This is a genomic window from Nocardia sp. NPDC003183 (assembly GCF_053590715.1).
In genome coordinates, this window is record NZ_JBSFTG010000025.1 from 1 (window position 1) to 19,702 (window position 19,702).

At 68.2% G+C, this 19,702-nt stretch carries 22 protein-coding genes; 11 read left to right on the top strand and 11 right to left on the bottom strand.

Going from position 1 to position 19,702, the window contains the following annotated elements; genetic code table 11:
- The first annotated feature begins 484 nt into the window (after positions 1 to 484).
- Both rph and rdgB read left to right on the top strand, forming a co-directional pair.
- The gene (gene rph, locus ACWDXS_RS34435) at positions 485 to 1,249 is read left to right on the top strand and encodes a ribonuclease PH (RefSeq protein ID WP_449972306.1); all 765 of its coding nucleotides are present in this window, start codon (positions 485 to 487) and stop codon (positions 1,247 to 1,249) included.
- 2 nt (positions 1,250 to 1,251) lie between these two features.
- Positions 1,252 to 1,857, top strand: coding sequence for an RdgB/HAM1 family non-canonical purine NTP pyrophosphatase (rdgB, locus tag ACWDXS_RS34440; RefSeq protein ID WP_449972309.1), 606 nt, complete (start codon positions 1,252 to 1,254; stop codon positions 1,855 to 1,857).
- Between the two features lie 63 nt (positions 1,858 to 1,920).
- Here the strand turns inward: rdgB and ACWDXS_RS34445 are convergent, their stop codons facing one another.
- The 3 genes from ACWDXS_RS34445 to ACWDXS_RS34455 form a co-directional block, all read right to left on the bottom strand.
- The gene (locus ACWDXS_RS34445) at positions 1,921 to 2,256 is read right to left on the bottom strand and encodes a DUF3817 domain-containing protein (protein WP_449972372.1); all 336 of its coding nucleotides are present in this window, start codon (positions 2,254 to 2,256) and stop codon (positions 1,921 to 1,923) included.
- A gap of 38 nt (positions 2,257 to 2,294) precedes the next feature.
- Positions 2,295 to 2,723 (bottom strand): transcriptional regulator, encoded by a 429-nt coding sequence (locus ACWDXS_RS34450; protein WP_449972311.1) that lies wholly within the window; start codon positions 2,721 to 2,723, stop codon positions 2,295 to 2,297.
- Between the two features lie 64 nt (positions 2,724 to 2,787).
- The gene (locus ACWDXS_RS34455) at positions 2,788 to 3,780 is read right to left on the bottom strand and encodes a GlxA family transcriptional regulator (protein ID WP_449972314.1); all 993 of its coding nucleotides are present in this window, start codon (positions 3,778 to 3,780) and stop codon (positions 2,788 to 2,790) included.
- A gap of 121 nt (positions 3,781 to 3,901) precedes the next feature.
- Here ACWDXS_RS34455 and ACWDXS_RS34460 point away from each other — a divergent pair, with 121 nt between their 5' ends.
- Positions 3,902 to 4,840 (top strand): NADP-dependent oxidoreductase, encoded by a 939-nt coding sequence (locus ACWDXS_RS34460; protein ID WP_449972317.1) that lies wholly within the window; start codon positions 3,902 to 3,904, stop codon positions 4,838 to 4,840.
- Here the strand turns inward: ACWDXS_RS34460 and ACWDXS_RS34465 are convergent, their stop codons facing one another.
- The 3 genes from ACWDXS_RS34465 to ACWDXS_RS34475 all read right to left on the bottom strand — a co-directional run bounded on the left by ACWDXS_RS34465 (position 4,841) and on the right by ACWDXS_RS34475 (position 7,040).
- Complete coding sequence (locus ACWDXS_RS34465; protein WP_449972320.1) at positions 4,841 to 5,716, bottom strand: oxidoreductase; 876 nt, start codon at positions 5,714 to 5,716, stop codon at positions 4,841 to 4,843. It abuts the gene before it with no gap.
- Positions 5,717 to 5,753: 37 nt separating this feature from the next.
- Positions 5,754 to 6,671 carry a sigma-70 family RNA polymerase sigma factor gene (locus ACWDXS_RS34470; RefSeq protein WP_449972322.1) on the bottom strand — a complete coding sequence of 306 codons (918 nt, stop codon included), beginning with the start codon at positions 6,669 to 6,671 and terminating at the stop codon, positions 5,754 to 5,756.
- 81 nt (positions 6,672 to 6,752) lie between these two features.
- A complete protein-coding gene (locus tag ACWDXS_RS34475; RefSeq protein WP_449972325.1) occupies positions 6,753 to 7,040 on the bottom strand; it encodes a hypothetical protein in 288 nt (95 codons plus the stop codon).
- A 107-nt stretch (positions 7,041 to 7,147) separates the two neighbouring features.
- Here ACWDXS_RS34475 and ACWDXS_RS34480 point away from each other — a divergent pair, with 107 nt between their 5' ends.
- From ACWDXS_RS34480 to ACWDXS_RS34495, 4 genes are all read left to right on the top strand, one after another.
- Positions 7,148 to 7,780 carry a TetR/AcrR family transcriptional regulator gene (locus ACWDXS_RS34480; RefSeq protein WP_449972328.1) on the top strand — a complete coding sequence of 211 codons (633 nt, stop codon included), beginning with the start codon at positions 7,148 to 7,150 and terminating at the stop codon, positions 7,778 to 7,780.
- 85 nt (positions 7,781 to 7,865) lie between these two features.
- The gene (locus tag ACWDXS_RS34485) at positions 7,866 to 9,878 is read left to right on the top strand and encodes an MDR family MFS transporter (RefSeq protein ID WP_449972331.1); all 2,013 of its coding nucleotides are present in this window, start codon (positions 7,866 to 7,868) and stop codon (positions 9,876 to 9,878) included.
- Positions 9,879 to 9,959: 81 nt separating this feature from the next.
- Positions 9,960 to 10,595, top strand: a complete 636-nt coding sequence (locus tag ACWDXS_RS34490; RefSeq protein ID WP_378996653.1) for a PadR family transcriptional regulator — start codon at positions 9,960 to 9,962, stop codon at positions 10,593 to 10,595.
- 147 nt (positions 10,596 to 10,742) lie between these two features.
- Positions 10,743 to 11,954, top strand: coding sequence for an FAD-dependent oxidoreductase (locus ACWDXS_RS34495; protein ID WP_449972334.1), 1,212 nt, complete (start codon positions 10,743 to 10,745; stop codon positions 11,952 to 11,954).
- Positions 11,955 to 12,020: 66 nt separating this feature from the next.
- On the opposite strand, the gene ACWDXS_RS34500 is transcribed toward ACWDXS_RS34495, so the two are convergent.
- The gene (locus tag ACWDXS_RS34500) at positions 12,021 to 12,812 is read right to left on the bottom strand and encodes a helix-turn-helix domain-containing protein (protein ID WP_449972337.1); all 792 of its coding nucleotides are present in this window, start codon (positions 12,810 to 12,812) and stop codon (positions 12,021 to 12,023) included.
- 164 nt (positions 12,813 to 12,976) lie between these two features.
- On the opposite strand from ACWDXS_RS34500, the gene ACWDXS_RS34505 reads away from it, so the two are divergent.
- Positions 12,977 to 14,005, top strand: coding sequence for a zinc-dependent alcohol dehydrogenase family protein (locus ACWDXS_RS34505; protein ID WP_449972340.1), 1,029 nt, complete (start codon positions 12,977 to 12,979; stop codon positions 14,003 to 14,005).
- Here the strand turns inward: ACWDXS_RS34505 and ACWDXS_RS34510 are convergent.
- The 4 genes from ACWDXS_RS34510 to ACWDXS_RS34525 form a co-directional block, all read right to left on the bottom strand.
- Positions 13,954 to 14,676 (bottom strand): phosphatase PAP2 family protein, encoded by a 723-nt coding sequence (locus ACWDXS_RS34510; RefSeq protein WP_449972343.1) that lies wholly within the window; start codon positions 14,674 to 14,676, stop codon positions 13,954 to 13,956. The genes ACWDXS_RS34505 and ACWDXS_RS34510 overlap by 52 nt on opposite strands.
- A gap of 25 nt (positions 14,677 to 14,701) precedes the next feature.
- The gene (locus ACWDXS_RS34515) at positions 14,702 to 14,926 is read right to left on the bottom strand and encodes a hypothetical protein (protein WP_378996643.1); all 225 of its coding nucleotides are present in this window, start codon (positions 14,924 to 14,926) and stop codon (positions 14,702 to 14,704) included.
- 35 nt (positions 14,927 to 14,961) lie between these two features.
- Complete coding sequence (locus tag ACWDXS_RS34520; protein WP_378996641.1) at positions 14,962 to 15,747, bottom strand: HNH endonuclease family protein; 786 nt, start codon at positions 15,745 to 15,747, stop codon at positions 14,962 to 14,964.
- Positions 15,748 to 15,945: 198 nt separating this feature from the next.
- On the bottom strand, positions 15,946 to 16,596 hold the full coding sequence (locus ACWDXS_RS34525; protein ID WP_378996639.1) for a phosphate signaling complex PhoU family protein: 651 nt from the start codon (positions 16,594 to 16,596) through the stop codon (positions 15,946 to 15,948).
- Positions 16,597 to 16,700: 104 nt separating this feature from the next.
- Between ACWDXS_RS34525 and ACWDXS_RS34530 the strand changes: the two genes are divergently transcribed.
- The 3 genes from ACWDXS_RS34530 (at position 16,701) to ACWDXS_RS34540 (ending at position 19,702) form a co-directional block, all read left to right on the top strand.
- Positions 16,701 to 17,792, top strand: coding sequence for a calcium:proton antiporter (locus ACWDXS_RS34530; protein WP_449972347.1), 1,092 nt, complete (start codon positions 16,701 to 16,703; stop codon positions 17,790 to 17,792).
- Between the two features lie 198 nt (positions 17,793 to 17,990).
- Positions 17,991 to 18,836 (top strand): MlaE family ABC transporter permease, encoded by an 846-nt coding sequence (locus ACWDXS_RS34535; RefSeq protein WP_378996636.1) that lies wholly within the window; start codon positions 17,991 to 17,993, stop codon positions 18,834 to 18,836.
- Positions 18,836 to 19,702: an MlaE family ABC transporter permease gene (locus ACWDXS_RS34540; protein WP_328659724.1), complete on the top strand. Its 867-nt coding sequence runs from the start codon at positions 18,836 to 18,838 to the stop codon at positions 19,700 to 19,702. The genes ACWDXS_RS34535 and ACWDXS_RS34540 overlap by 1 nt, the downstream gene beginning before the upstream one ends.

Below are 19,702 nucleotides of genomic sequence, written 5' to 3' on the forward strand. Positions count from 1 at the left end.
GCGCGATGTTGTTCGACAGAGCGAATTCCCGGCCACTCGGCGCGACAGTGATGCGCATGCGCTTCGAGCGCTGACCGGCGACCCGGCCGCGGACCGGCCACTTCGTGGCCGTCCCTCCCTAGGGGTCGGGAGTGCGGTGGCTGATGGTGCGGTCATGGCGGATCTGGGGTTGAACGGTGGGGCCGGCTAGTGCGGTAGGGCTGCGGACTTCGGGTGTATGGAGTCTCTGGGAGTGCGGTAGGGGTGTGGACTTCGGGGTGTGTGGAGTCGCGGGGAGTGCGGTAGGGGTGTGAGCTTCGGGTGTGTGGAGTCGCGGGGAGTGCGGTAAGGGTGTGGACTTCGGGGTGCGCGGTGTCGCGGGGAGTGCGGTAGAGCTACGGACCTTGGGGTGTGCGGTGTCGCTGGGAGTGCGGTGTGGGTGCGGGCTTCGGAGGCTTCGGTGTGGCTGGGCGGGGAGTGGGGGGCACGCGCTAGTGTGTCGGCTGTGTCTAGACGAGCTGATGGTAGGGCGGATGACGAACTCCGCGACGTGAAGATCACTCGGGGATTCACTACGCACCCGGCGGGGTCGGTGCTGGTGGAATTCGGGCAGACGCGGGTGATGTGCACCGCGAGCGTCACCGAGGGGGTGCCGCCGTGGCGCCGGGATTCGGGGCTGGGCTGGCTCACCGCGGAGTACGCGATGCTGCCCGCGGCCACGCACACGCGCAGTGGGCGGGAGTCGGTGAAGGGCAAGGTCGGTGGGCGGACGCAGGAGATCAGCAGGCTGATCGGGCGCTCGCTGCGGGCCTGCATCGACCTGGCCGCGCTCGGCGAGAACACGATCGCGCTCGACTGCGATGTGCTGCAGGCCGACGGTGGCACGCGCACCGCCGCGATCACCGGCGCCTATGTGGCGCTCTCGGACGCGGTGACCTACCTGGCCGCCGCGGGCAAACTGGCTGACCCGCAGCCGATTTCGTGCATGATCGCCGCGGTGAGCGTGGGTGTGGTCGACGGGCGTGTTCGCCTCGACCTGCCCTACGAGGAAGACTCGCGCGCCGAGGTCGACATGAACGTGGTGGCCACCGACACCGGAACTCTGGTCGAGATCCAGGGCACCGGCGAGGGCGCGACGTTCCCGCGGTCGACCCTGGACAAGATGCTCGACTCGGCCTTCGCCGGTGCCGATCAGCTGTTCGCGATCCAGAAGGCGGCGCTGGCACTGCCGTACCCGGGCACCTTGCCCGAGCCGTCCGCGAAGAAGTAGTCGTGGCCGTGCGTGTGCTGGTCGCCAGCCGAAATGCCAAGAAGCTGAAGGAGCTTCGCCGGATCCTCGATGAAGCCGGGGTGGCCGGAATCGAATTGGTGAGCCTGAACGAGGTGCCCCCGTACGAGGAGGCGCCCGAGACCGGCGCCACCTTCGAGGAGAACGCGATCGCGAAGGCGTGTGACGGTGCCGTCGCCACCGGATTGCCCTGCGTGGCAGACGATTCCGGCATCGAAGTCGACGCGCTGAACGGGATGCCGGGTGTGCTGTCGGCGCGGTGGGCGGGCGGCCACGGCGACGATGCCGCGAACAACACCCTGCTGCTCGCCCAGCTGGGCGACGTCCCCGACGACCGTCGCGGCGGCCGCTTCGTCTCCACCTGCGCGCTGGTCCTGCCCGACGGTACGACCACGGTGGTGCGCGGCGAATGGCCCGGCACCTTCGCCCGTGAACCGCACGGTGACGGCGGCTTCGGCTACGACCCGCTGTTTCTCCCCGAGGGCGGTACCGGCAGCGCCGCCGAACTCACCCCCGCCGAAAAGGACGCGGTCTCCCACCGGGGCCGCGCGCTCACTCAGCTCATCCCGGCCCTGGCCGCCCTGGCCTGACCGACCACACAACACGAGCGCCGCCGCTCCGGATTACCGGGGCGGCGGCGCTTTTCGTGCAAGTCAGAGGCTGTACTGCTGCTTCACGTCTTTGGCGTTGCGGTGCTCGACGAAGAACGACAGCAGCGGGATGGTGCCGGCGACGAGGGTGCCGACGGTGCGGCCGATGGGCCAGCGGACCTTCACGGCGAGGTCGGCGGTGACCAGCAGATAGGCGAAGTACACCCAGCCGTGCACGACCGCGATCCAGCTGGGGGTGTCGACGCCGAAGCCGTACTTGGCGATCATCTCGACGGTGAGCAGCAGCAGCCACAGGCCGGTGACCCAGGCGAGTACGCGGTAGCGCTGCAGGGCCGAGGTGATCTTGGCGGTGGGGGCGCTGCCCGCGGGGGCGGCGATGGCTTCGTCCGGCGACGGTGTGGTGGTGGTGTTGTCGGTCACCCGGCGTTCCTCTCGGGGGAATGCAAGCCGGCGGTGCGGACCTGCGCATCGATGTCGCTGGCGTGCAGTTGCGCCAGGTACTGGTTGTAGGCGGCCGTTTCCGGGTCGTCGGACTTCACGGCCTTGGGGCGTTCGGGCAGGATGCCCGCGGGGATCTCGCGCGGCGCCTCGGCCTTGCCCGGCCGCGGCGACGCGGGCTCCTCGGCCTCGCGTTCCAGCCGCACGAACCGCACATAGGCGAACACCGCGAACCCGGCGAACAGCGGCCACTGCAGTGCGTAGCCGAGATTCTGGCCGGTTCCCGACGACGATTCGAACCGTTCCCACTGCCACCAGGCCAGCGCCAAGCAGCCCAGCGCGACGACGCAGACCAGCGCGATCAGGGCCGGTCGATTGTGCGCCGGGCGAGGAGGTGGAACGGACACGCGCTCCACGGTACCCGCCTACTACAGAGCACGTAGGAGCAGGTCGCGGCCGCGGAGTCAGGCGTCACAGCACAGTGGTCCGGGTGGCGCGCGGGCGCGAGGTCCCGGCCTGGAAGGTCTGGCGGTAGGCGGTGGGGGAGACGCCGATGGCGGCGGACAGGTGCTGGCGCAGGGAAGCGGCGGTGCCGAGGCCCGCGTCGGCGGCGACGCGGTCGATGGGGAGGTCGGTGGCTTCGAGGAGGTGGCGGGCGTGGTCGACGCGTTGCTGCGTCAGCCATTGACCGGGTGGGAGGCCGGTTTCCTCGCGGAATCGGCGGCAGAAGGTGCGCACGCTCATACGAGCGTGGGCGGCGAGTTCGGTGAGCGGGAGCGGGCGATCCAGGTGGGTCATGGCCCACGCGCGGGTGGCGGCGGTCGTCGCGGTGCTGGGTTCGGGGATCGGCCGGTCGATGAACTGGGCCTGTCCGCCTTCGCGCCACGGCGGCACGATGCACAGGCGGGCGACCTGATTGGCGACCGCGCTGCCGTGATCGCGGCGCAGCAGGTGCAGGCAGGCGTCGATGCCGGCGGCGCTGCCCGCCGCGGTGAGGATGCGTCCTTCGTCGACGAACAGCACGTCGGCATCCATCCTGACTTGCGGGAACAGAGCGCGAAACCGATCGGCTTGTCGCCAGTGCGTGGTCGCGGGGCGGTCGTCGAGCAAGCCGAGGGCGGCCAGGACGAACGCCGCGGTGCAGATCGACACGATGCGGGTATCCGGCCGGAGTCGACCCAGCGCATCGGCCAGGTCGGCGGGCATCCACTCCTCCTCGGGGGCGTCACACGCGGAGAAGGGCGGGATCACCACGGTGTCGGCCTCGGCGAGCGCGCTGCTGTCGTATTCGACGGCGATGGTGAAGTCGGCGTTGGTCGAGACCGGGGCTCCGTCGAGGCTGCAGGTGCGCACGTCGTAGAGCGCGGCGCCGTCGGGATCGGTCGCCGTGCCGAAGATCCGGGCGGGAATTCCCAATTCGAACGGATAGACCCCGTTCAGCGCCAGAACCACCACGCGATGCATGGCAAGATTATTGCACATATTGGCTTTCTTGCCACTCGTCGATGATTCGCGCACCCGGCATCGTGGACTGCACACGGCCGGTTCGCAGCGAAACGGCCTGGGAGACACAGGGAGAAGCGCCATGCGGGCAATCGGTCAGGACACCTTCGGCGGACCCGAGGTCCTGCGGGTGATCGAGGTCGACAAGCCGAGCCCCGGACCGGCCGAAGTGCTGATCCGCGTGCACGCGGCCGGGGTGAACCCGACCGATTCCTGGCACCGCGCCACCGGTGGACTGCTCGGCGCGATCGCACCGCTGGGCTGGGATGTGTCCGGTGTGGTCGAGGCCGTCGGCGTCGGTGTCACCCTGTTCGCGCCGGGCGACGAGGTCTTCGGCATGCCGCGGCAGCCGCGCGCCGCGGGCGCCTACGCCGAGTACGTCACCGCACCGGCCCGCCACTTCGCGCGCAAGCCGTCGAATCTCACCCACGTCGAAGCCGCCGCGCTGCCGCTCGTCGCGCTCACCGCCTGGCAGGCGCTGGTCGACACCGCCGACGTGCGGCCCGGCCACCGGGTCCTGATTCATGCCGCCGCGGGCGGGGTCGGGCATGTCGCGGTGCAGATCGCCAAGGCACGCGGTGCGTACGTCGTCGCCACGGCGCGCGCCGACAATCACGACTTCGTCCGCGACCTCGGCGCCGATGAGGTGATCGATTACACCGCAACAGATTTCGTCGACGCGGCCGACGGCATCGACATCGTCGTCGACACCATCGGCGGCGAATACGGCCCGCGCTCGCTGCGAACCCTCCGGCCCGGCGGCATCATCGTGTCGCTGGCCTCCCCGGCGGAAGCGGCCCTGGTGGAGGTCGCCCGCCCGCTCGGCCTGCGGGCCGGGTTCATGATCGTCGAAGCCGACGGCGCGGGTCTGCGCGCTCTCGCGAACCTCGTCGAAAGCGGTGCGCTGCGACCGCACGTGGAAACGGTTCTGCCACTGGAACTCGTGGGCAAGGCCCACGAGATCAGCGACAATCAGCGCACCCGCGGCAAGATCGTGCTCACGGTCACGCAGTGCGGATGATCAGAACTTGTAGCTGATCCCGGTCATCCGCTCGGATTCCTCCCACAACCTGCGCAGCAGCTCGGGATTGCGCGAGATCTTGCTCGACGGGCACGCCTCGACCGGTCCCTGCGACTGCATCAGCCGGTTGGGGCCCCAGTACACGGTGGGGTCGGCGTCCGGCTCGGTGGCCGCGAACAAGGTGGAGTGGGCGGCCTTGTGCGGCGGGTGGCCGATGAGCTTGATGAACGGCTTGCTGACCTTGTCGAGGGGGGTCTCGGTGCGGGCGAACAGGTCGGTGGCCGAGACCCCGGGGTGCACGGCGTAGGACTTCTTCGCCGACCCGGCCTCGGTGAGCCTGCGCTGCAGTTCACGACCGAACATCAGGTTGGCGAGCTTGGCCTGGGCGTAGGCGAGATTGCGCTGGTAGCGGCGGTTCTCGTAGTTGAGGTCGTCGATCCACAGCTTCGGGGTCTGCTTGTGGGCGATGCTGGCGAGCGAGATCACCCGGTCGCGCACGCGGTCGAGCAGCAGTCCGGTGAGGGCGAAGTGGCCCAGGTGGTTGACGCCGAACTGCGTCTCGAACCCGTCGGCGGTGCGCGAGAACGGGATGTTCATCAGGCCCGCGTTGTTGATCAGCACATCGAATTCGCCCTGCTGCGCGGCGAATTCGCGCACAGAGGCCAGATCTGCCAGGTCGAGCGCGGCCACCCGCACGTCACCGGGGATGGCGTTGGCGATCGGTTGCGCTTTGCTCGCGTTGCGGCAGGCCATGATCACCGTGGCGCCCTTGCCTGCGAGCACCTTGGTGGTCTCGGCACCGAGGCCGCCGTTGGCCCCGGTGATCACGAACGTGCGCCCGGACTGGTCCGCGATGTCAGTTGGTTTCCATGCCATGCTCCTATCTTACTCTGGAGTAAGATAGGAGGGAAGGTCAGCCCAGCAATCCGGTCAGCGTACGGGTGCAGGCGGGTTTGCGCAGCTTGATCATGGCTTTCGCCTCGATTTGACGCGCCCGTTCGCGGGAGAAGCCGAGCGCCGAACCCACCTCCTCCAGCGTGCGGCCCTCGCCGCGGTCGAGGCCGAAACGCAGTCGGATGACGGCGGATTCGCGCTCGGTGAGCCCCGCCAGGGCCGCCTCCACATAGCCCCCGAGCATCCGAGCCGCGACCACCTCCGCCGGCATGGGCGTGGTGTCGGGCAACAGCGAGCCCAGATCGGTGTCCTCGCCGACGGGCGCGTGCAGCGACACGGGCTCGGCTTCGTGCCGCAGCACCGCCGCTACCTGCGCGACGGCGAGGTCGGCGCCCGCGGCCAGTTCCTCGGTGGTGGCCGCGCGCCCCAGTTGATGCGCCAGCTCGCGCCGCACCCGGATCACCCGATGCAGGACATCGGCCACATTCGAGGGCAGTCGGATCGTGCGCCCCTGATCGGTGAGCGCGCGCCCGATCGACTGCCGGATCCAGAACGTCGCGTAGGTGGAGAGCTTGAGGCCGCGCTCGTGGTCGAATTTCTCCACCGCGCGCATCAGCCCCAGCGTGCCCTCCTGGATCAGATCGAGCAGCGACATCCCGGTGTTGGTCGGGAACCGGCGCGCGATGGAGACGACCAGGCGCAGATTCGCCCGCACCATGTGATCTTTCGCGCGCAGTCCGTCGAGTTCGGTGCGGCGCAACAGTTGTCGTCGTGCGGCGGTGAGTTCGGCACCGGCCGCATCGATCTCGGCCCGCGCGGTCGCGCCCGCGGCGATCCGCGCGCCGAGGGTGTATTCCTGTTCGGCGGTCAGCAGGGGAGTGCGTCCGATGGCAGTCAGGTAGTCGCGAATGGGATCGGCGGTGACGGTGGTGGTCAAGAGAACTCCCGTTCGATGTGGGGCTGGTGACCGGTGGGGTGAGGCAGCCCCACCGGTCGGGTTACGCGGGGAACGCAGTGACTACTTGCCGGGAATCCGGATCGGGCGGCGCACGGCCGTCGATCGGGTCTGCGCGCCGCGAATGGCCGAGCCGGTTCCACGTCGCCGTGGGGTCGGGAAAGGCGCTTCGGCGCGGCGTGCCGCCCGGGGCCGGCCGGGCAGGGGGAGGGGTTGTGGCGCGGTCGTGATCTCGCGGACCGCGTCGTCGAGTGAACTTCGCATCGTCGTGAATCGGGCCATATCGGCTGCTCCTTCGGTGGTGGAACGGGTGTTGAGGGGCTCGGCGGCGATATCGGGTCCGTGCGGCATGCGCTGTCTCCTTCGATCGTGTCGCTTGCGGCGACGGACATAAACTTAGAACGAACCTAAAAATATGTCAAGAACAAATTTAGGACGAGTTCAGATATGCTGGTGGCATGACGACGCAGCAGGGCCTCAGGGCCAGGAAGAAGCAGCAGACCAGGGAGCAGATCTCGGACCGGGCGACCGAGCTGTTCCTGGCTCGCGGATTCGACCAGGTGACCATCGCCGAGGTGGCCGCGGCCGCCGATGTCTCGAAGATGACGGTCACCAACTACTTCCCCCGCAAGGAAGACCTGGCACTCGACCTCGGCGAGATCTACATCGATCAACTCGCGTCGATCGTTCGGGAACGCGCGCCCGGCCAGTCGGCACTGGCCGCGCTGCGTCACGCTTGCCTGGCGGCCATCGCGGCGCAAGACCAGCTCATCGGCTTCAGTGGCGAGCCGTTTGCCAGGATGATCGCCGACAGTCCCGCGCTGACTGCGCGCGGGCGCGATTTGCACGACGCCCGTCAACTGGCACTGGCCGACGTACTCGCCGCCGAGACAGGTGCCGCGCCCGAGGACATCACCCCGCGCGTCGCCGCGGCCCAGATCGCCGGCGTGCAGCGGGTGCTGTTCAACGAGATCATGCGCCGCACCCTCGAAGGCGAATCCAACGCCGAGATCGCCACCGCGCTGACCCGTGATGCCGAGATCGCGTTCGACACGCTCGAACCCGGCCTGGGAAACTACGCCGTCCGCTGAGCGATCGGTGGCGATTGCTGCCGTGTCACTGAGCTCCCGTGCGGGACCTGAAAGCCCATACTGAGGCATGCCGGATGGTGTTGCTGTGGACAAGCCCGTCGAGCCGATGAGTAAGGCGAAGATCAACATTGTCTTCGCGACGGTGGTGCTCGGCATGCTCATGGCCGCCCTCGACCAGACCATCGTGTCGGCGGCGCTGCCCTCGATCGTCGCCGACCTCGGCAGCGCCGGGCACATGGCCTGGGTGGTGACCGCGTATCTGCTCGCCGAGGCCGTCGCGACCGCGCTCGCGGGCAAGCTCGGCGACCTGTTCGGCCGCAAACTGCTGTTCCAGATCAGCGGCATCATCTTCATCGCAGGCTCGGCGCTGGCCGGCGTCGCGGGCGGCATGGGTGTGCTGATCCTGGCGCGCGGAATCCAGGGCGTCGGCGCGGGCGGGCTGATGGTCACCTCGATGGCCCTGATCGCCGACACCATTCCGCTGCGCGAACGCGGCAAGTATCAGGGCGCCCTCGGCGCGGTGTTCGGCGTGACCACCGTCGTCGGGCCCACTCTGGGCGGGTTGTTCACCGACCACGCGAGCTGGCGCTGGTGTTTCTACGTGAATGTGCCGATCGCGATCATCATGGTGGTGATGGCGGCGCGCACGCTGCCGCACCTGCGCGCGGTCACCCGGCCGGTGATCGACTACCTCGGCATCGGCCTGATCGCGCTCGGTGTGTCGTCGCTGATCCTCGGGCTCGAGTTCGGTGGTAGCGAATATCCGTGGGGCTCTTGGCAGATCATCGGTTTGTTCGTGCTCGCCGCCGTGCTGATCACCGGGTTCGTGCTGGTGGAGAACCGCGCGAAGGAGCCGATGCTGCCGATGCGGTTGTTCAGCAGCCGCGTGTTCACCGTGTCGTCGGTGCTCAGTTTCATCGTCGGTTTCGCGATGCTCGGTTCGATGACCTATCTGCCCGCCTATCTGCAATATGTCGACGGGGCGACGGCGACGATCTCCGGCGTCCGCACCCTGCCGCTGGTGGTCGGCCTGTTCGTCACCTCGGTTTTCTCCGGTCAGGTCGTCGGCAAGACCGGGCAGTACCGGTACTTCCCGGTCGTCGGCATGGCGGTGATGGCGGTCGGCCTCGCCCTGATGTCGACGATGGGCCGCGGCACCAGCGTGTGGCTGGAATCGCTGTACATGCTGATTCTGGGTGCCGGGCTCGGCCTGTCGATGCAGGTACTCACCATCGTCGTGCAGAACACCGTGCCCTACGCCGATCTGGGCACCGCCACCTCGGGCGTCACCTTCTTCCGCACCCTGGGCAGCGCGTTCGGCACCGCGGTCTTCGGCACGCTGTACAACAGCAAGATCGAGTCCGCGCTGGCGCAGGCATTGCAGCAGGCCCCCGGTATCTCACCGGAGGTGGCGGCGAATCCGAAACTGTTGCGCGAGTTACCGCTCGCGCAATCGGAGCCGATCATCGACGCGTACGCGAGTTCGATCGACTACGTGTTCCGCTGGGTCGTTCCGGTGGCGCTGGTCGGCTTCGTCGTCGCATGGTTCCTGCCGCAGGTGCGCTTGCGCGACAGTTCTCGCCACGGTGCGGGCGATGTCGGGGAGGGCTTCTCGGTACCCGATTCGCACGACCGGGTGGTGCAGCTGGAGCGCTCGGTCGCCACGACGGTGCGCAAGGCCAGGGCGGAGAAACCGCTCATCCCCGAGCTCATCGCCGCTTCGGGCAGCACGCTGAGCCCGGACTCGGCGTGGGCGCTGGGGCAGGTGTACCTGTACTCCAAGGAGGAGGTGCCCGCCACGGTGTATGCCATCGCCTACCGGCACCGGCTGCCGGTGGAGGTGCTGTCGCCGGTTTTTCGCCAGGCCGTCGACGCGGGTCTGCTGCACGACGACGGGGGCACCCTGTCGCTGACCGCCGACGGCGACGCCGAGGTCGACAAGCTGCGCGCCGGCTGGCGCCGCTGGCTCGGCGACCGCCTCGACGACTGGAATTCCGAGGATCCGGTCGACCGCGCGCTGCTCGACGAGGCGCTGTCGAAGATCGCGGCCAAGCTGCTCGACCAGGGTGCTGATAGCAGCGAGGTATCGAAAGTCTGATGTCGGTTGTCCACTCCACTGAACGAACCTTGCCGCCGAATACTCGTAGACGTATATTCGTAGACGAGTAAGGAGGCGGTCATGGCGACCAAGCGCAAAGTGAACAACCTGCTGGCGCTCGCCGTGCTCTCGGTGATCGTGCAGCGCCCGATGCACCGCTACGAGATCGCCGCCACCCTGCGCGCCCACGGCAAAGACCGCGACATGGACATCAAATGGGGCTCGCTCTACACCGTCGTGCAGAACATGGAGAAGGCCGGATTCCTCGAGGTCATCGGCAGCGAACGCGACGGCGCGCGCCCCGAGCGGGTGATCTATCGGATCACCGACGCCGGTCGCGCCGAGATGGCGGACTGGACCCGCGAACTGCTCGCCGCACCCGAGCCCGAACACCACCGCTTCACCGCGGGTCTGTCGATTCTGGCGGTGCTGCCGCCGGATGAGGTGATCGTCCTGCTCGGTACGCGCATCGCGACGCTGGAGCGAATCATCGAGACCACCAGGGCCGAACTCGGCGAGCTGACGCTGCCCCGGTTGTTCCTCGTCGAATCCGAATTCGGCCTGGCGATGCTGGAAGCCGAGGCGAACTGGGCGCGTTCCCTGCGTGACGAGCTGGCCGCGGGCACCTTCGAAGGCCTCGAACTCTGGCGGCAGTGGCATGTCGACGGCATGCCCACCGAACAGATCCCCGAACTCGGTGAGAGGGGGAACAACTAGCTCGACCCCGAAGACCCCGGACCCGGTGGCGTGCGGCAACACCCCACCGAGCCCGAGATACCGTCCCGCAACCAGGCGCACCCGGCCACGAGGTGAGGCAACCACAGGATAGCTGGGTGACGCCGACATCAGATCTGGAGATCACCCATGTCCACCACCCGTTCCGCATTGGTCATCGGCGGCGGCATCGCCGGACCCGTCGCCGCCACCGCCCTGCACAAGGCAGGCATCCAGGCCCACGTGTACGAGGCCTACTCCGGTCCCTCCGAGGGCATCGGCTCCGGGCTCGCGCTGGCGCCCAACGGTGTCGCGGCACTCGACATCATCGGCGCCGGTGACGCGGTGCGCGAGATCGCCCTGCCGGTCGCGCAGATGCGACTGCGCGTGAGCGGCCGCGAACACGTCATGCCGGTGCTGGCCGACCAGCCCCCGCTGCAGGCCGTCGACCGCGGCGAATTGCACCGCACCCTGCACGATCAAGCGGTCGCCGCGGGCGTGCCGTTCAGCTACGACAAGCGATTGACCCACGTCGACGAACACCCCGACGGCGTCACCGCGCACTTCACCGACGGATCCACCGCCACCGCCGATGTGCTCGTCGGCGCGGACGGAATCCGGTCCACCGTGCGGGGTCTGATCGATCCGGCCGCACCGGGACCCGACTACACCGGCATGCTCGGCTTCGGCGCCATGGTCGACTGCGACCTCGACCTGCCCGACGACACCATGGTGTTCGCCTTCGGCGCCAGGGCCTACTACCTGTACTGGAAGCATGCCGACGGCCGCGTGACCTGGGGCGCGAATCTTCCCAGCAAGCAGTACCTTTCGCTCACCGAAGCCCGCGCTGTCGCTCCCGAACACTGGCTCGAGGTGCTACGCGAGACCTACGCAGCCGACTCGCCCGGTGCCGAATTCGCGCGCCGCACCACGGCGCAGAACCTCGAGGTCACCGGTGCCCTGCACATCATGCCGCCGGTGCCGCACTGGTATCGCGATCGCATGGTGCTGGTGGGCGACTCGGTGCACGCTCCGTCGAACAGCTCCGGACAGGGCGCGTCACTGGCGATCGAGAGCGGCGTGCAGCTGGCGCGGTGCCTGCGCGATATCGCCTCGCCCACCGAGGCTTTCGCTGTCTACGAGCAGCTGCGCCGGGCCAGGGTGGAGGGGATCGCGGCGCGCGCGGCGAAGATCAACCACAGCAAGACGCCGGGCCCGATCGCCCGCAAGGTGATGAACGCGGTGATGCCGCTCATGGTCAAAACGGTGATGAACCCGGAGAAGACGATGGGTACCGAACGTCGATACCGCATCGACTGGGACGCGCCGGTCCGCGATGAACTCGCCACTGCCGCAGGCTGATCCGGCTGCCCTCGGTTGTCGCACTGCGGCGATCGAGGGCGCACCGGGTACTCGCCCGAGGCGCGATCAGCGACGGGTCGCGCGCAGCGCGAGAATGCGCGCGGTCTCCGCGTCGGCGGGCAGGAACGCCTCGAGGTGAAGTTCGGCGAGGGTGACATCGGTGGCGGTCGCGAACGAGGTGAGAGTGGTGATCAGACGGAGGTCGCCGTCTGGGGTACGCAGGTGCAGGGGGACGGCGAAGCCGACGTGGTCGGGCCCTGGGCGCGGCGCGGGGAGGTAGCCCGCCAGTTCGGCGATGAGTTGGTCGAGGGCTGGATCGGGCGTGTGGGCGGCGCGGTTTCGCAACGAATCCATGATGTGCCTGCCCCAGTCCGGCAGGTTGCGTACGCGCGGGGCGACGCCGTCGGGGTGCAGGGCCAACCGCAGGATGTTGATCGGCGCGACCAGCAGTTCCGGGGACACGTCCTCGGTGAACAGGTCGAAGGCGGCATTGGCCGTGACGAGTTCGCCGCGCGGGCGAGCGACCAGCGCCGGATACGGTAGATGCCCGTCCAGCACGGCGGTGATCGCCGCACGAACGGGCGCCAATTCCGGAGCCGCCAGATCACTTTCGGGGAAGACGGGTGCGAACCCCGCGGCCAGTAGCAAGGTGTTGCGGTCGCGCAGGGACAGCTCGAGCGATTCGGCCAGCCGCACCACCATCGTGCGTCCCGGTTGCGATCTGCCCTGCTCGAGGAAGCTCAGATAGCGCTGGCTGGTCTCGGCCCGGATCGCCAGGTCGAGCTGGCTGACCCGGCGCCGGGTGCGCCAGTGACGCAGTTGGGGGCCGAATCCGGTCGATGGCGGAGCAGCGGTCATGAATGGAGTGAACCGCGTCGACGGCCGCCACCATTCCCGCCGGGAATCATCCTCCGGCGCCACCTCGCAGAACCGATCGGTCGATGCGGCACCGATCCCGACCGGCACCTGCCCATACCCTCCGGGGAATCGCGCGGTGACGCCATCACCGACAGAGTTGTCCCATGCCTGACAACGACATCCACCCTGATCACGCCGTCGCCTACCACCTCGGCGGTGGTCTCACCCGGTCCGCGCAGCAGCGGCCGGAACCGGGCCCGCGCCAGGTCCTGATCCGGGTCCGCGCCGCGTCGGTGAACCGCCGCGATCTGATGCTGATGGACGGCACCTACCCGCTGCCCGCTACCGCGGGCATCATCCCGCTCTCCGATGGTGTCGGCGAGGTGATCGCGCTCGGCCCCGGAGTGACCCGCGCGGGAATCGGCGACCGGATCACCGCGAGTTACTTCGTCCATTGGGTCGACGGTCCGCAAACCCTCGCCACCGCCGCCGAACAGTACGGCGCGAACTACGACGGATTTCTCGCCACCTACGCGCTCGTCGAAGAGGATTCGATCGTGCACGTGCCCGCCCATCTCACCGACGCGGAGGCGGCGACCCTGAGTTGCGCGGGCCTGGTCGCCTGGTCGGCGCTCACCACACCGGGCCCGCCCGCTCCGGGTGCGCGCGTGCTCACCGTCGGTAGCGGCGCGGTGGCGCTGTACGCCATCCAGTTCGCGAAAATCCTCGGCGCCGAGGTCATCTCGATCACCTCCAGCCGGGCGAAGGCAGACCGGTTGCGCGCGCTGGGCGCCGACACGGTGATCGACCGCACCGTGACCGGGAACTGGGGTGACGCGGTGATGGAGATGACCGGGACCGGTGCCGAGCACATCGTCGACGCGGTCGGCCTGCCCACGCTCGAACAATCGGTGCGTGCGGGCGCGTACAACTCGACGGTGACGATGATCGGCGCGATGGCGCCCACGCCGGGAGCAACGCTGCCGGACAATCCGTTCGGCTCCTCATACCTGGCCATCCGGCGCATCGCCGTCGGCAGCCGAACCGGTTTCGAAGCGATGAACCGCGCGATCACGAAGCATCGTCTGCGCCCGGTGATCGACCGCGCATTCGATTTCGACGCCGCCGCCGAGGCCTACGACTACCTGCGCTCGGGCGCCTCGTTCGGCAAGGTGGTGATCGCGGTGGGTTGAGCGCGCCGCACGCGGGTGAAGGCGGTGACGCACAGGACCAGCCACAGCAACCCGATGATCCAGCCCGCGAGCACATCGGTGGTCCAGTGGACGCCCAGATAGATGCGCGACAACCCGACGGCGGCCGGAAAGGCGACAGCGAACACCGTGGCGATCACCCGAACCCAGTGCCTGCGCAGCCGCGGGATCACCGCGAGCGCCACGATGCCGACGACCACCGTGGAGCCGAGCGTGTGCCCCGACGGATAGGACAGGCTGGGCTCGAAGACCAGCCGCGACGCCTCGGGCGGCCGCTGGCGGCCGACCAGCCGTTTGATCACCCACACCAGCACGCCCGCACCCAGCGAGGTGACGGCGACCAGGGCGGCGACCGGCAGGTTGCGCCGCAGGAGGAAGATCCCGACGGTGAGCGACGCCAGAATCGTCATCGACAGCGTGTCGCCGAGGTCGGTGATCACCGTGGCGATGCTGGTGAGCGGCTCGCCGCGATGCGCGATCATCCAGTCGAGCACCGCGGTGTCCATCCGGCTGATGCCGCTGGTGACCTCCCAGGTGAGGGCGGTGATCAGCACCGCCGCGGTCGCGATGAGCGCGACCACGCGCGGCGTCCGGCGGCACAGCGCGGACCAGGCGACCTCGGTGGGCGGTGGTTGTCGATAGGCAGTCGGCATAGCTACCAGATTGCCAGCTCGCGCCTCAGGCTTCGAAGACCACCGTGTTTCCCGCGACGTCGCGGGTGCCCGCGTCCTTCTTGATCGCCTTCACCAGGTCGGCGACGCAGTCCCAGGTGCGCGGCGGCTCGCACTCGATATTGCCGATCGTGTACCAGGTATCGGTGCCGCGATAGCGGACGAGGCCCTTGCCCGCGTCGTCGAGCATGACATCGAGCTCGCCGGACACCGTCCCTTCCTCTTCGGTCATGACGGCGCTCTCGGCGGTGATCTCGATGGGCTCGCTTATTTGAACTCTCCTCGGCGGAGGCAGTCATCGACTGCGGTGCGCAACGCGGTGTGCTCGGCGGTATCAACGGTCAAGGCGTATTTTACCTTCACCTTGACGTAGTGCTCGACATAGGCACACCGGAAGTTGCCGGGCGGCAAGTAGTTCGCGGGGTCCTGATCGCCCTTGGAACGATTCGCCGACGGGTCGGCGGCGACCAGGTTCATCGAGTCGTTGGCGATGCGGCGACGGGTGTCCTCGTCGCGGTCGGCCGCGCCCGATCGCCATGCTTCGGCAAGGGCCACAATGTGTTCGGCGTCGACCTTGGACGGATCGGTGATGAACTTGTACGGCCCGAGTTCACCGGTCTTCTTGTCGATGAAGCCGTAGTGGTCCTGCCAGCCGCCACCGGCCGCCACCTTCAGGTCGCAGGTCTTGGCGTCGAGGGTGACCTTGCCGTTGGCGTCGCGCAGCATCATCACTTCGCGGCTGGTGCATTTCGTGTACTGCGCCAGGTCGCCGGTGAAACCGTGCTCGGGCTTGTTGGTGTCCCAGTGCGGGAACTTCTCGCGCGTGTAGCCCGTCATCGGGCCTTCCTTCGCGACGACGAGAGTGGCGACCAGATCGCCGACTTCCTTGCCCGACACCGTCGCCGCGCCCGCGGAACCCGGGCCGGGCGCGGTCGGACTCACCTTGTCCAGGAACGTGTTCGCGAGGGTGACCACCACGGCGATAACCGCCGCCGCGGCGAGGGCGAGCAGGGCTCGACCCAGGGGAGAACCGCTGATCGAAGACCACTTCATGCCCGTACCACCCAGATGCTCCGTCGAAAAATGAACCGGCACAACCTAACGGCCGCGCCGGGTGTCGTCAGTGATTGTCCGCTATGAGGTTCCGCACAGCACAGCGCGAACTGATTGCGGCTCAATAGCGTTCATCTATCGACGGAGGTGACCGGCGGCGCCGAAGTGCAAACCCATAGTGATGGAGATCACAATCGATCAGTCGGGCAGTGATCCCGTTTCGGGCGGAATGCCGGTGTCCAGGAACCGGATCAGGCGTGCGATGCGCGCGGCATGGTCGACGCAGCGCTGGAATTGGCTGCCGAGCAACGCCATATCGATCGCGGCTTCGGTGCTCACGTCGGCTTCGGTGAGGGCGGTGCGCAATTGCTTGCACAGCGTCTCCATCGCCTCGACATCGGCGCTGCCCCCGGCGGCGAACCGCCCGCTCGCCACCGACGCGCTCACCCGCGCCACGCACCCGGCCGCGAGCGTGCCCATCGACACGAGTTCGGCGATCACCGGTGCGGGCGCGACCGCGGCCGGATGGGCCCGATAGACGTACTGCCCAGCGGTTTCGGTGCGCCGACCGATCCGCGACAGCTCACCGGCCACCTGAATCGCGGTCACCACATGACGCAGATCGCGCGCCACCGGCGCCTGCAGCGCGAGCAGCGCCATGGTGCGGGATTCGCAGGCGGCGAACATCAGCTGTAGCTGCTCGTCGAGCGCGAACACCTCGTAGGTGGCCGCGAGGTCGGCGCCGGCCAGCGCCTGGGTAACCCGCTCGGTCGCGTCATGGGCGACGCGCGACATCAGGGTGAGGTCGTTGGCCAAAGCGACGAGCTCGAGGGTGAACTGGGTCCGCACGCGCTGAATTGTTCCCCATCGAGGGGGTGTGAGTGAATCCATCGCCGAGATCCGTGCGGTGACGATTCCGGGTGTGCCCGGCCGTAGCTGGAAGGATGGGGGTCATGATTGCCGCGTTGACGACTAAATGGACCCTGTACGTGCCCATCCTCGCCGCGCTCGTGCTCGTACTCAGCTGGGGGCGTTCCGTACCGGGATTGATCGTCGCGCTGGTGAGTGTCGCGCTGGTCGGCGCGGTGCTCTCGGCGGTCTATCACGCGGAGATCGTGGCCCACCGGGTGGGCGAACCCTATGGCTCGCTGGTCCTCGCGGTGGCGGTGACCGTGATCGAGGTGGCGCTGATCGTCACGATGATGATCTCCGGCGGCGACAAGGCGGCCTCGCTCGCTCGCGACACCGTGTTCGCCGCGGTGATGATCACCTGCAACGGCATCTTCGGCCTGGTGCTGCTGGTCGGCGCGCTGCGCAGACGGGTGGCGGTGTTCAACGCGGAAGGTACCGGTGCCGCCCTGGCCACCGTCGCGACCCTGGCCACATTGAGTCTGGTGTTGCCGACCTTCACCACCAGCGCGCCGGGCCCGGAGTTCTCGCCCGCGCAGCTCGCCTTCGCCGCGGTCGCCTCGCTGGCGCTCTACGGGCTGTTCGTGATGGTGCAGACGGTGCGTCACCCCGACGACTTCCTGCCGGTGGAGGACGGTGGCGCGGTCGACGACAGCGACACCCACAGCAACGCGCCGTCCAACAAGGTCGCGTTGATCAGCCTCGGGATGCTGGTACTCGCCCTGGTGTGCGTGGTCGGCCTGGCCAAGGTGGTCTCGCCCGCGCTCGAATCGGCGGTGGCCTCGGCCGGATTGCCGCAGTCGGCGGTGGGTGTGGTGATCGCGATGCTGGTGCTGTTGCCCGAGACGATCGCCGCGGTGAACTCCGCGCGCCGCAATCAGGTGCAGATCGGTTTGAACCTGGCACTCGGCTCGGCGATGGCCAGTATCGGTCTGACCATCCCGGTGATCGCGATCGCGACCATCTGGTTGAGCGGGCCGCTGGTGCTGGGTCTGGGTGCCACGCAGATGGTGCTGCTCGCGCTGACCGTCGTGGTGAGCACGCTGACGATCGTTCCCGGCCGCGCGACCCTGCTGCACAGCGGTGTTCACCTGGGGTTGTTCGCGGCGTTTGTGTTCCTGGCCGCAAGTCCGTAGCTGAGGTGTTGCGGATCACAGGGCAGGTCGACCTGTCATGGAAACCGCGGAAAAGCGACGAGGGTCACCCACTGGAAATTTTGTTGTGACGCAGAGTACCGGTTAGCTTGCTGGAGTTGGCACCGACGCCGAAGCCAGAGAGTGCGGTATGAAAATCACCAAGCCCCGTGCTTCACGAGCGGCCCGGAGGCATCCCTGATGTCTACCGATCTGCACTCCGCGAAGCCGGATTCCGCTACCCAGATCGTCCGCAAGAACTTCACCGACACTGTCGTGTCGTCGCTGCGGACCTTCGGGCGGGCGGTAGATCTCGCACAGCAATCGGTCGGCGGCTCGTTCTCCGACATCGCCCGCAGGCAGTTCCAGTGGCGGGAGACCCTCGTGCAGGCCTGGCGCCTGATCACGGTCACCGCCATTCCCGCGATCCTGATGGCGATCCCGTTCGGCGTGATCGTCTCGGTCCAGGTCGGCAACCTGATCCACAGCCTCGGCGCCGACTCCATGCTCGGCGCCACCGGCGGCCTCGGCGTGATCAAGCAGGGCGCGCCCATCGCCACCGGCTTCCTGCTCGGTGGCGCGGGCGCGGCGGCGATCGCGGCCGACCTCGGCGCGCGCACCATCCGCGAGGAGATCGACGCGCTCAACACCATGGGCATCAACCCGGTGCACCGGCTCGTCATCCCGCGCCTGGCGGCCATGCTGCTCGTCGCCCCGATGCTCAATGTGCTGATCATCTTCGTCGGCGTGCTGGCCGGGTACGCGGTCGCCGTCGGCGGGCAGGGCGTGACCCCGGGTAGCTACTGGTCGACGTTCGGTTCGTTCGCGACCGCCGGCGACGTGTGGGTCTCGCTGCTCAAGGCGCTGATCTTCGGCTTCCTGGTCGTGATCATCTCCTGCCAGCGCGGACTGGAGGCCAAGGGCGGACCGCGCGGTGTGGCCGACGCGGTGAACGCGGCGGTGGTGCTCTCGGTGGTCTCGATCGCGATCGTGAACCTCCTCGCAAGCCAGATCAGTGCCATGTTCCTGCCGACGAAGTTGGCGTGATGGCTGCCTCGTCGTACATCCCCACCTCGCTGCACTGGCTGCGCAAGCCCGCCCGCATCGGCAAGCGGATCGTCACCGCCGGTGAATCGCTCGGCTTCGTCGCGGTGTTCGTCTGGCAGGTGCTGTCCTCGGTGCCGCTGACGCTGCGCCGCTACCGGGACGAGACGCTGCGCGCGGTCACCGATATGACCTGGGGACGCGGGTCGATCATCGTCGGCGGCGGCACCGTTCCGATGATGATCGTGCTCGGCCTGGTGATGGGCGCCTCGGTGGGCGTCGAATCGTTCGCCTCACTCGACATGCTCGGCATGGGCCCGGTCACCGGCGTGATCTCGGCCTACGCGACCACCCGTGAGCTGGCCCCGATCGCGGCGGCCATCGGCTTCGCCGCCCAGGCGGGGTGCCGGATCACCGCCGAGATCGGCGCGATGCGCATCTCCGAGGAGATCGACGCGATCGAGGCGCTCGGCCTGCGTTCGGTGCCCTACGTCGTCACCACCCGGGTGATCGCCGGCGCCATCGCCATCGTGCCGACCTTCCTGATCGCGCTGATCCTGGCCTACGGCGCCTGCCGCGGGCTGCTCACGATGGTCTACGGGCAGTCGGCCGGTGTGTACGACCACTACTTCTTCCAGTTCATCTCCGGCTTCGACATGATCGCCGCGGTGATCAAGGTGGCCGTGTTCGGCACGGTGGTGATCCTGGTGCACGCCTACTTCGGGTTCTTCGCCACCGGCGGCCCCGAGGGGGTCGGCATCGCCTCCGGTCGCGCGGTGCGCGCCAGCTCGGTGGCCATCATCGCCATCGACATGGTCCTCACGATCATGCTCTGGGGTTTCAACTCGGCGATCAGTTTTACGGGGTGA

Excerpts from the sequence above, each read along its gene's own strand:
- ACWDXS_RS34455 (WP_449972314.1), bottom strand. The coding sequence starts at position 3,780 with ATGCATCGCGTGGTGGTTCTGGCGCTGAACGGGGTCTATCCGTTCGAA.
- ACWDXS_RS34460 (WP_449972317.1), top strand. The coding sequence starts at position 3,902 with ATGCGGGCAATCGGTCAGGACACCTTCGGCGGACCCGAGGTCCTGCGG.
- ACWDXS_RS34465 (WP_449972320.1), bottom strand. The coding sequence starts at position 5,716 with ATGGCATGGAAACCAACTGACATCGCGGACCAGTCCGGGCGCACGTTC.
- ACWDXS_RS34475 (WP_449972325.1), bottom strand. The coding sequence starts at position 7,040 with ATGCCGCACGGACCCGATATCGCCGCCGAGCCCCTCAACACCCGTTCC.
- ACWDXS_RS34480 (WP_449972328.1), top strand. The coding sequence starts at position 7,148 with ATGACGACGCAGCAGGGCCTCAGGGCCAGGAAGAAGCAGCAGACCAGG.
- ACWDXS_RS34490 (WP_378996653.1), top strand. The coding sequence starts at position 9,960 with ATGGCGACCAAGCGCAAAGTGAACAACCTGCTGGCGCTCGCCGTGCTC.
- ACWDXS_RS34495 (WP_449972334.1), top strand. The coding sequence starts at position 10,743 with ATGTCCACCACCCGTTCCGCATTGGTCATCGGCGGCGGCATCGCCGGA.
- ACWDXS_RS34500 (WP_449972337.1), bottom strand. The coding sequence starts at position 12,812 with ATGACCGCTGCTCCGCCATCGACCGGATTCGGCCCCCAACTGCGTCAC.
- ACWDXS_RS34505 (WP_449972340.1), top strand. The coding sequence starts at position 12,977 with ATGCCTGACAACGACATCCACCCTGATCACGCCGTCGCCTACCACCTC.
- ACWDXS_RS34510 (WP_449972343.1), bottom strand. The coding sequence starts at position 14,676 with ATGCCGACTGCCTATCGACAACCACCGCCCACCGAGGTCGCCTGGTCC.
- ACWDXS_RS34515 (WP_378996643.1), bottom strand. The coding sequence starts at position 14,926 with ATGACCGAAGAGGAAGGGACGGTGTCCGGCGAGCTCGATGTCATGCTC.
- ACWDXS_RS34520 (WP_378996641.1), bottom strand. The coding sequence starts at position 15,747 with ATGAAGTGGTCTTCGATCAGCGGTTCTCCCCTGGGTCGAGCCCTGCTC.
- ACWDXS_RS34530 (WP_449972347.1), top strand. The coding sequence starts at position 16,701 with ATGATTGCCGCGTTGACGACTAAATGGACCCTGTACGTGCCCATCCTC.
- ACWDXS_RS34535 (WP_378996636.1), top strand. The coding sequence starts at position 17,991 with ATGTCTACCGATCTGCACTCCGCGAAGCCGGATTCCGCTACCCAGATC.
- ACWDXS_RS34540 (WP_328659724.1), top strand. The coding sequence starts at position 18,836 with ATGGCTGCCTCGTCGTACATCCCCACCTCGCTGCACTGGCTGCGCAAG.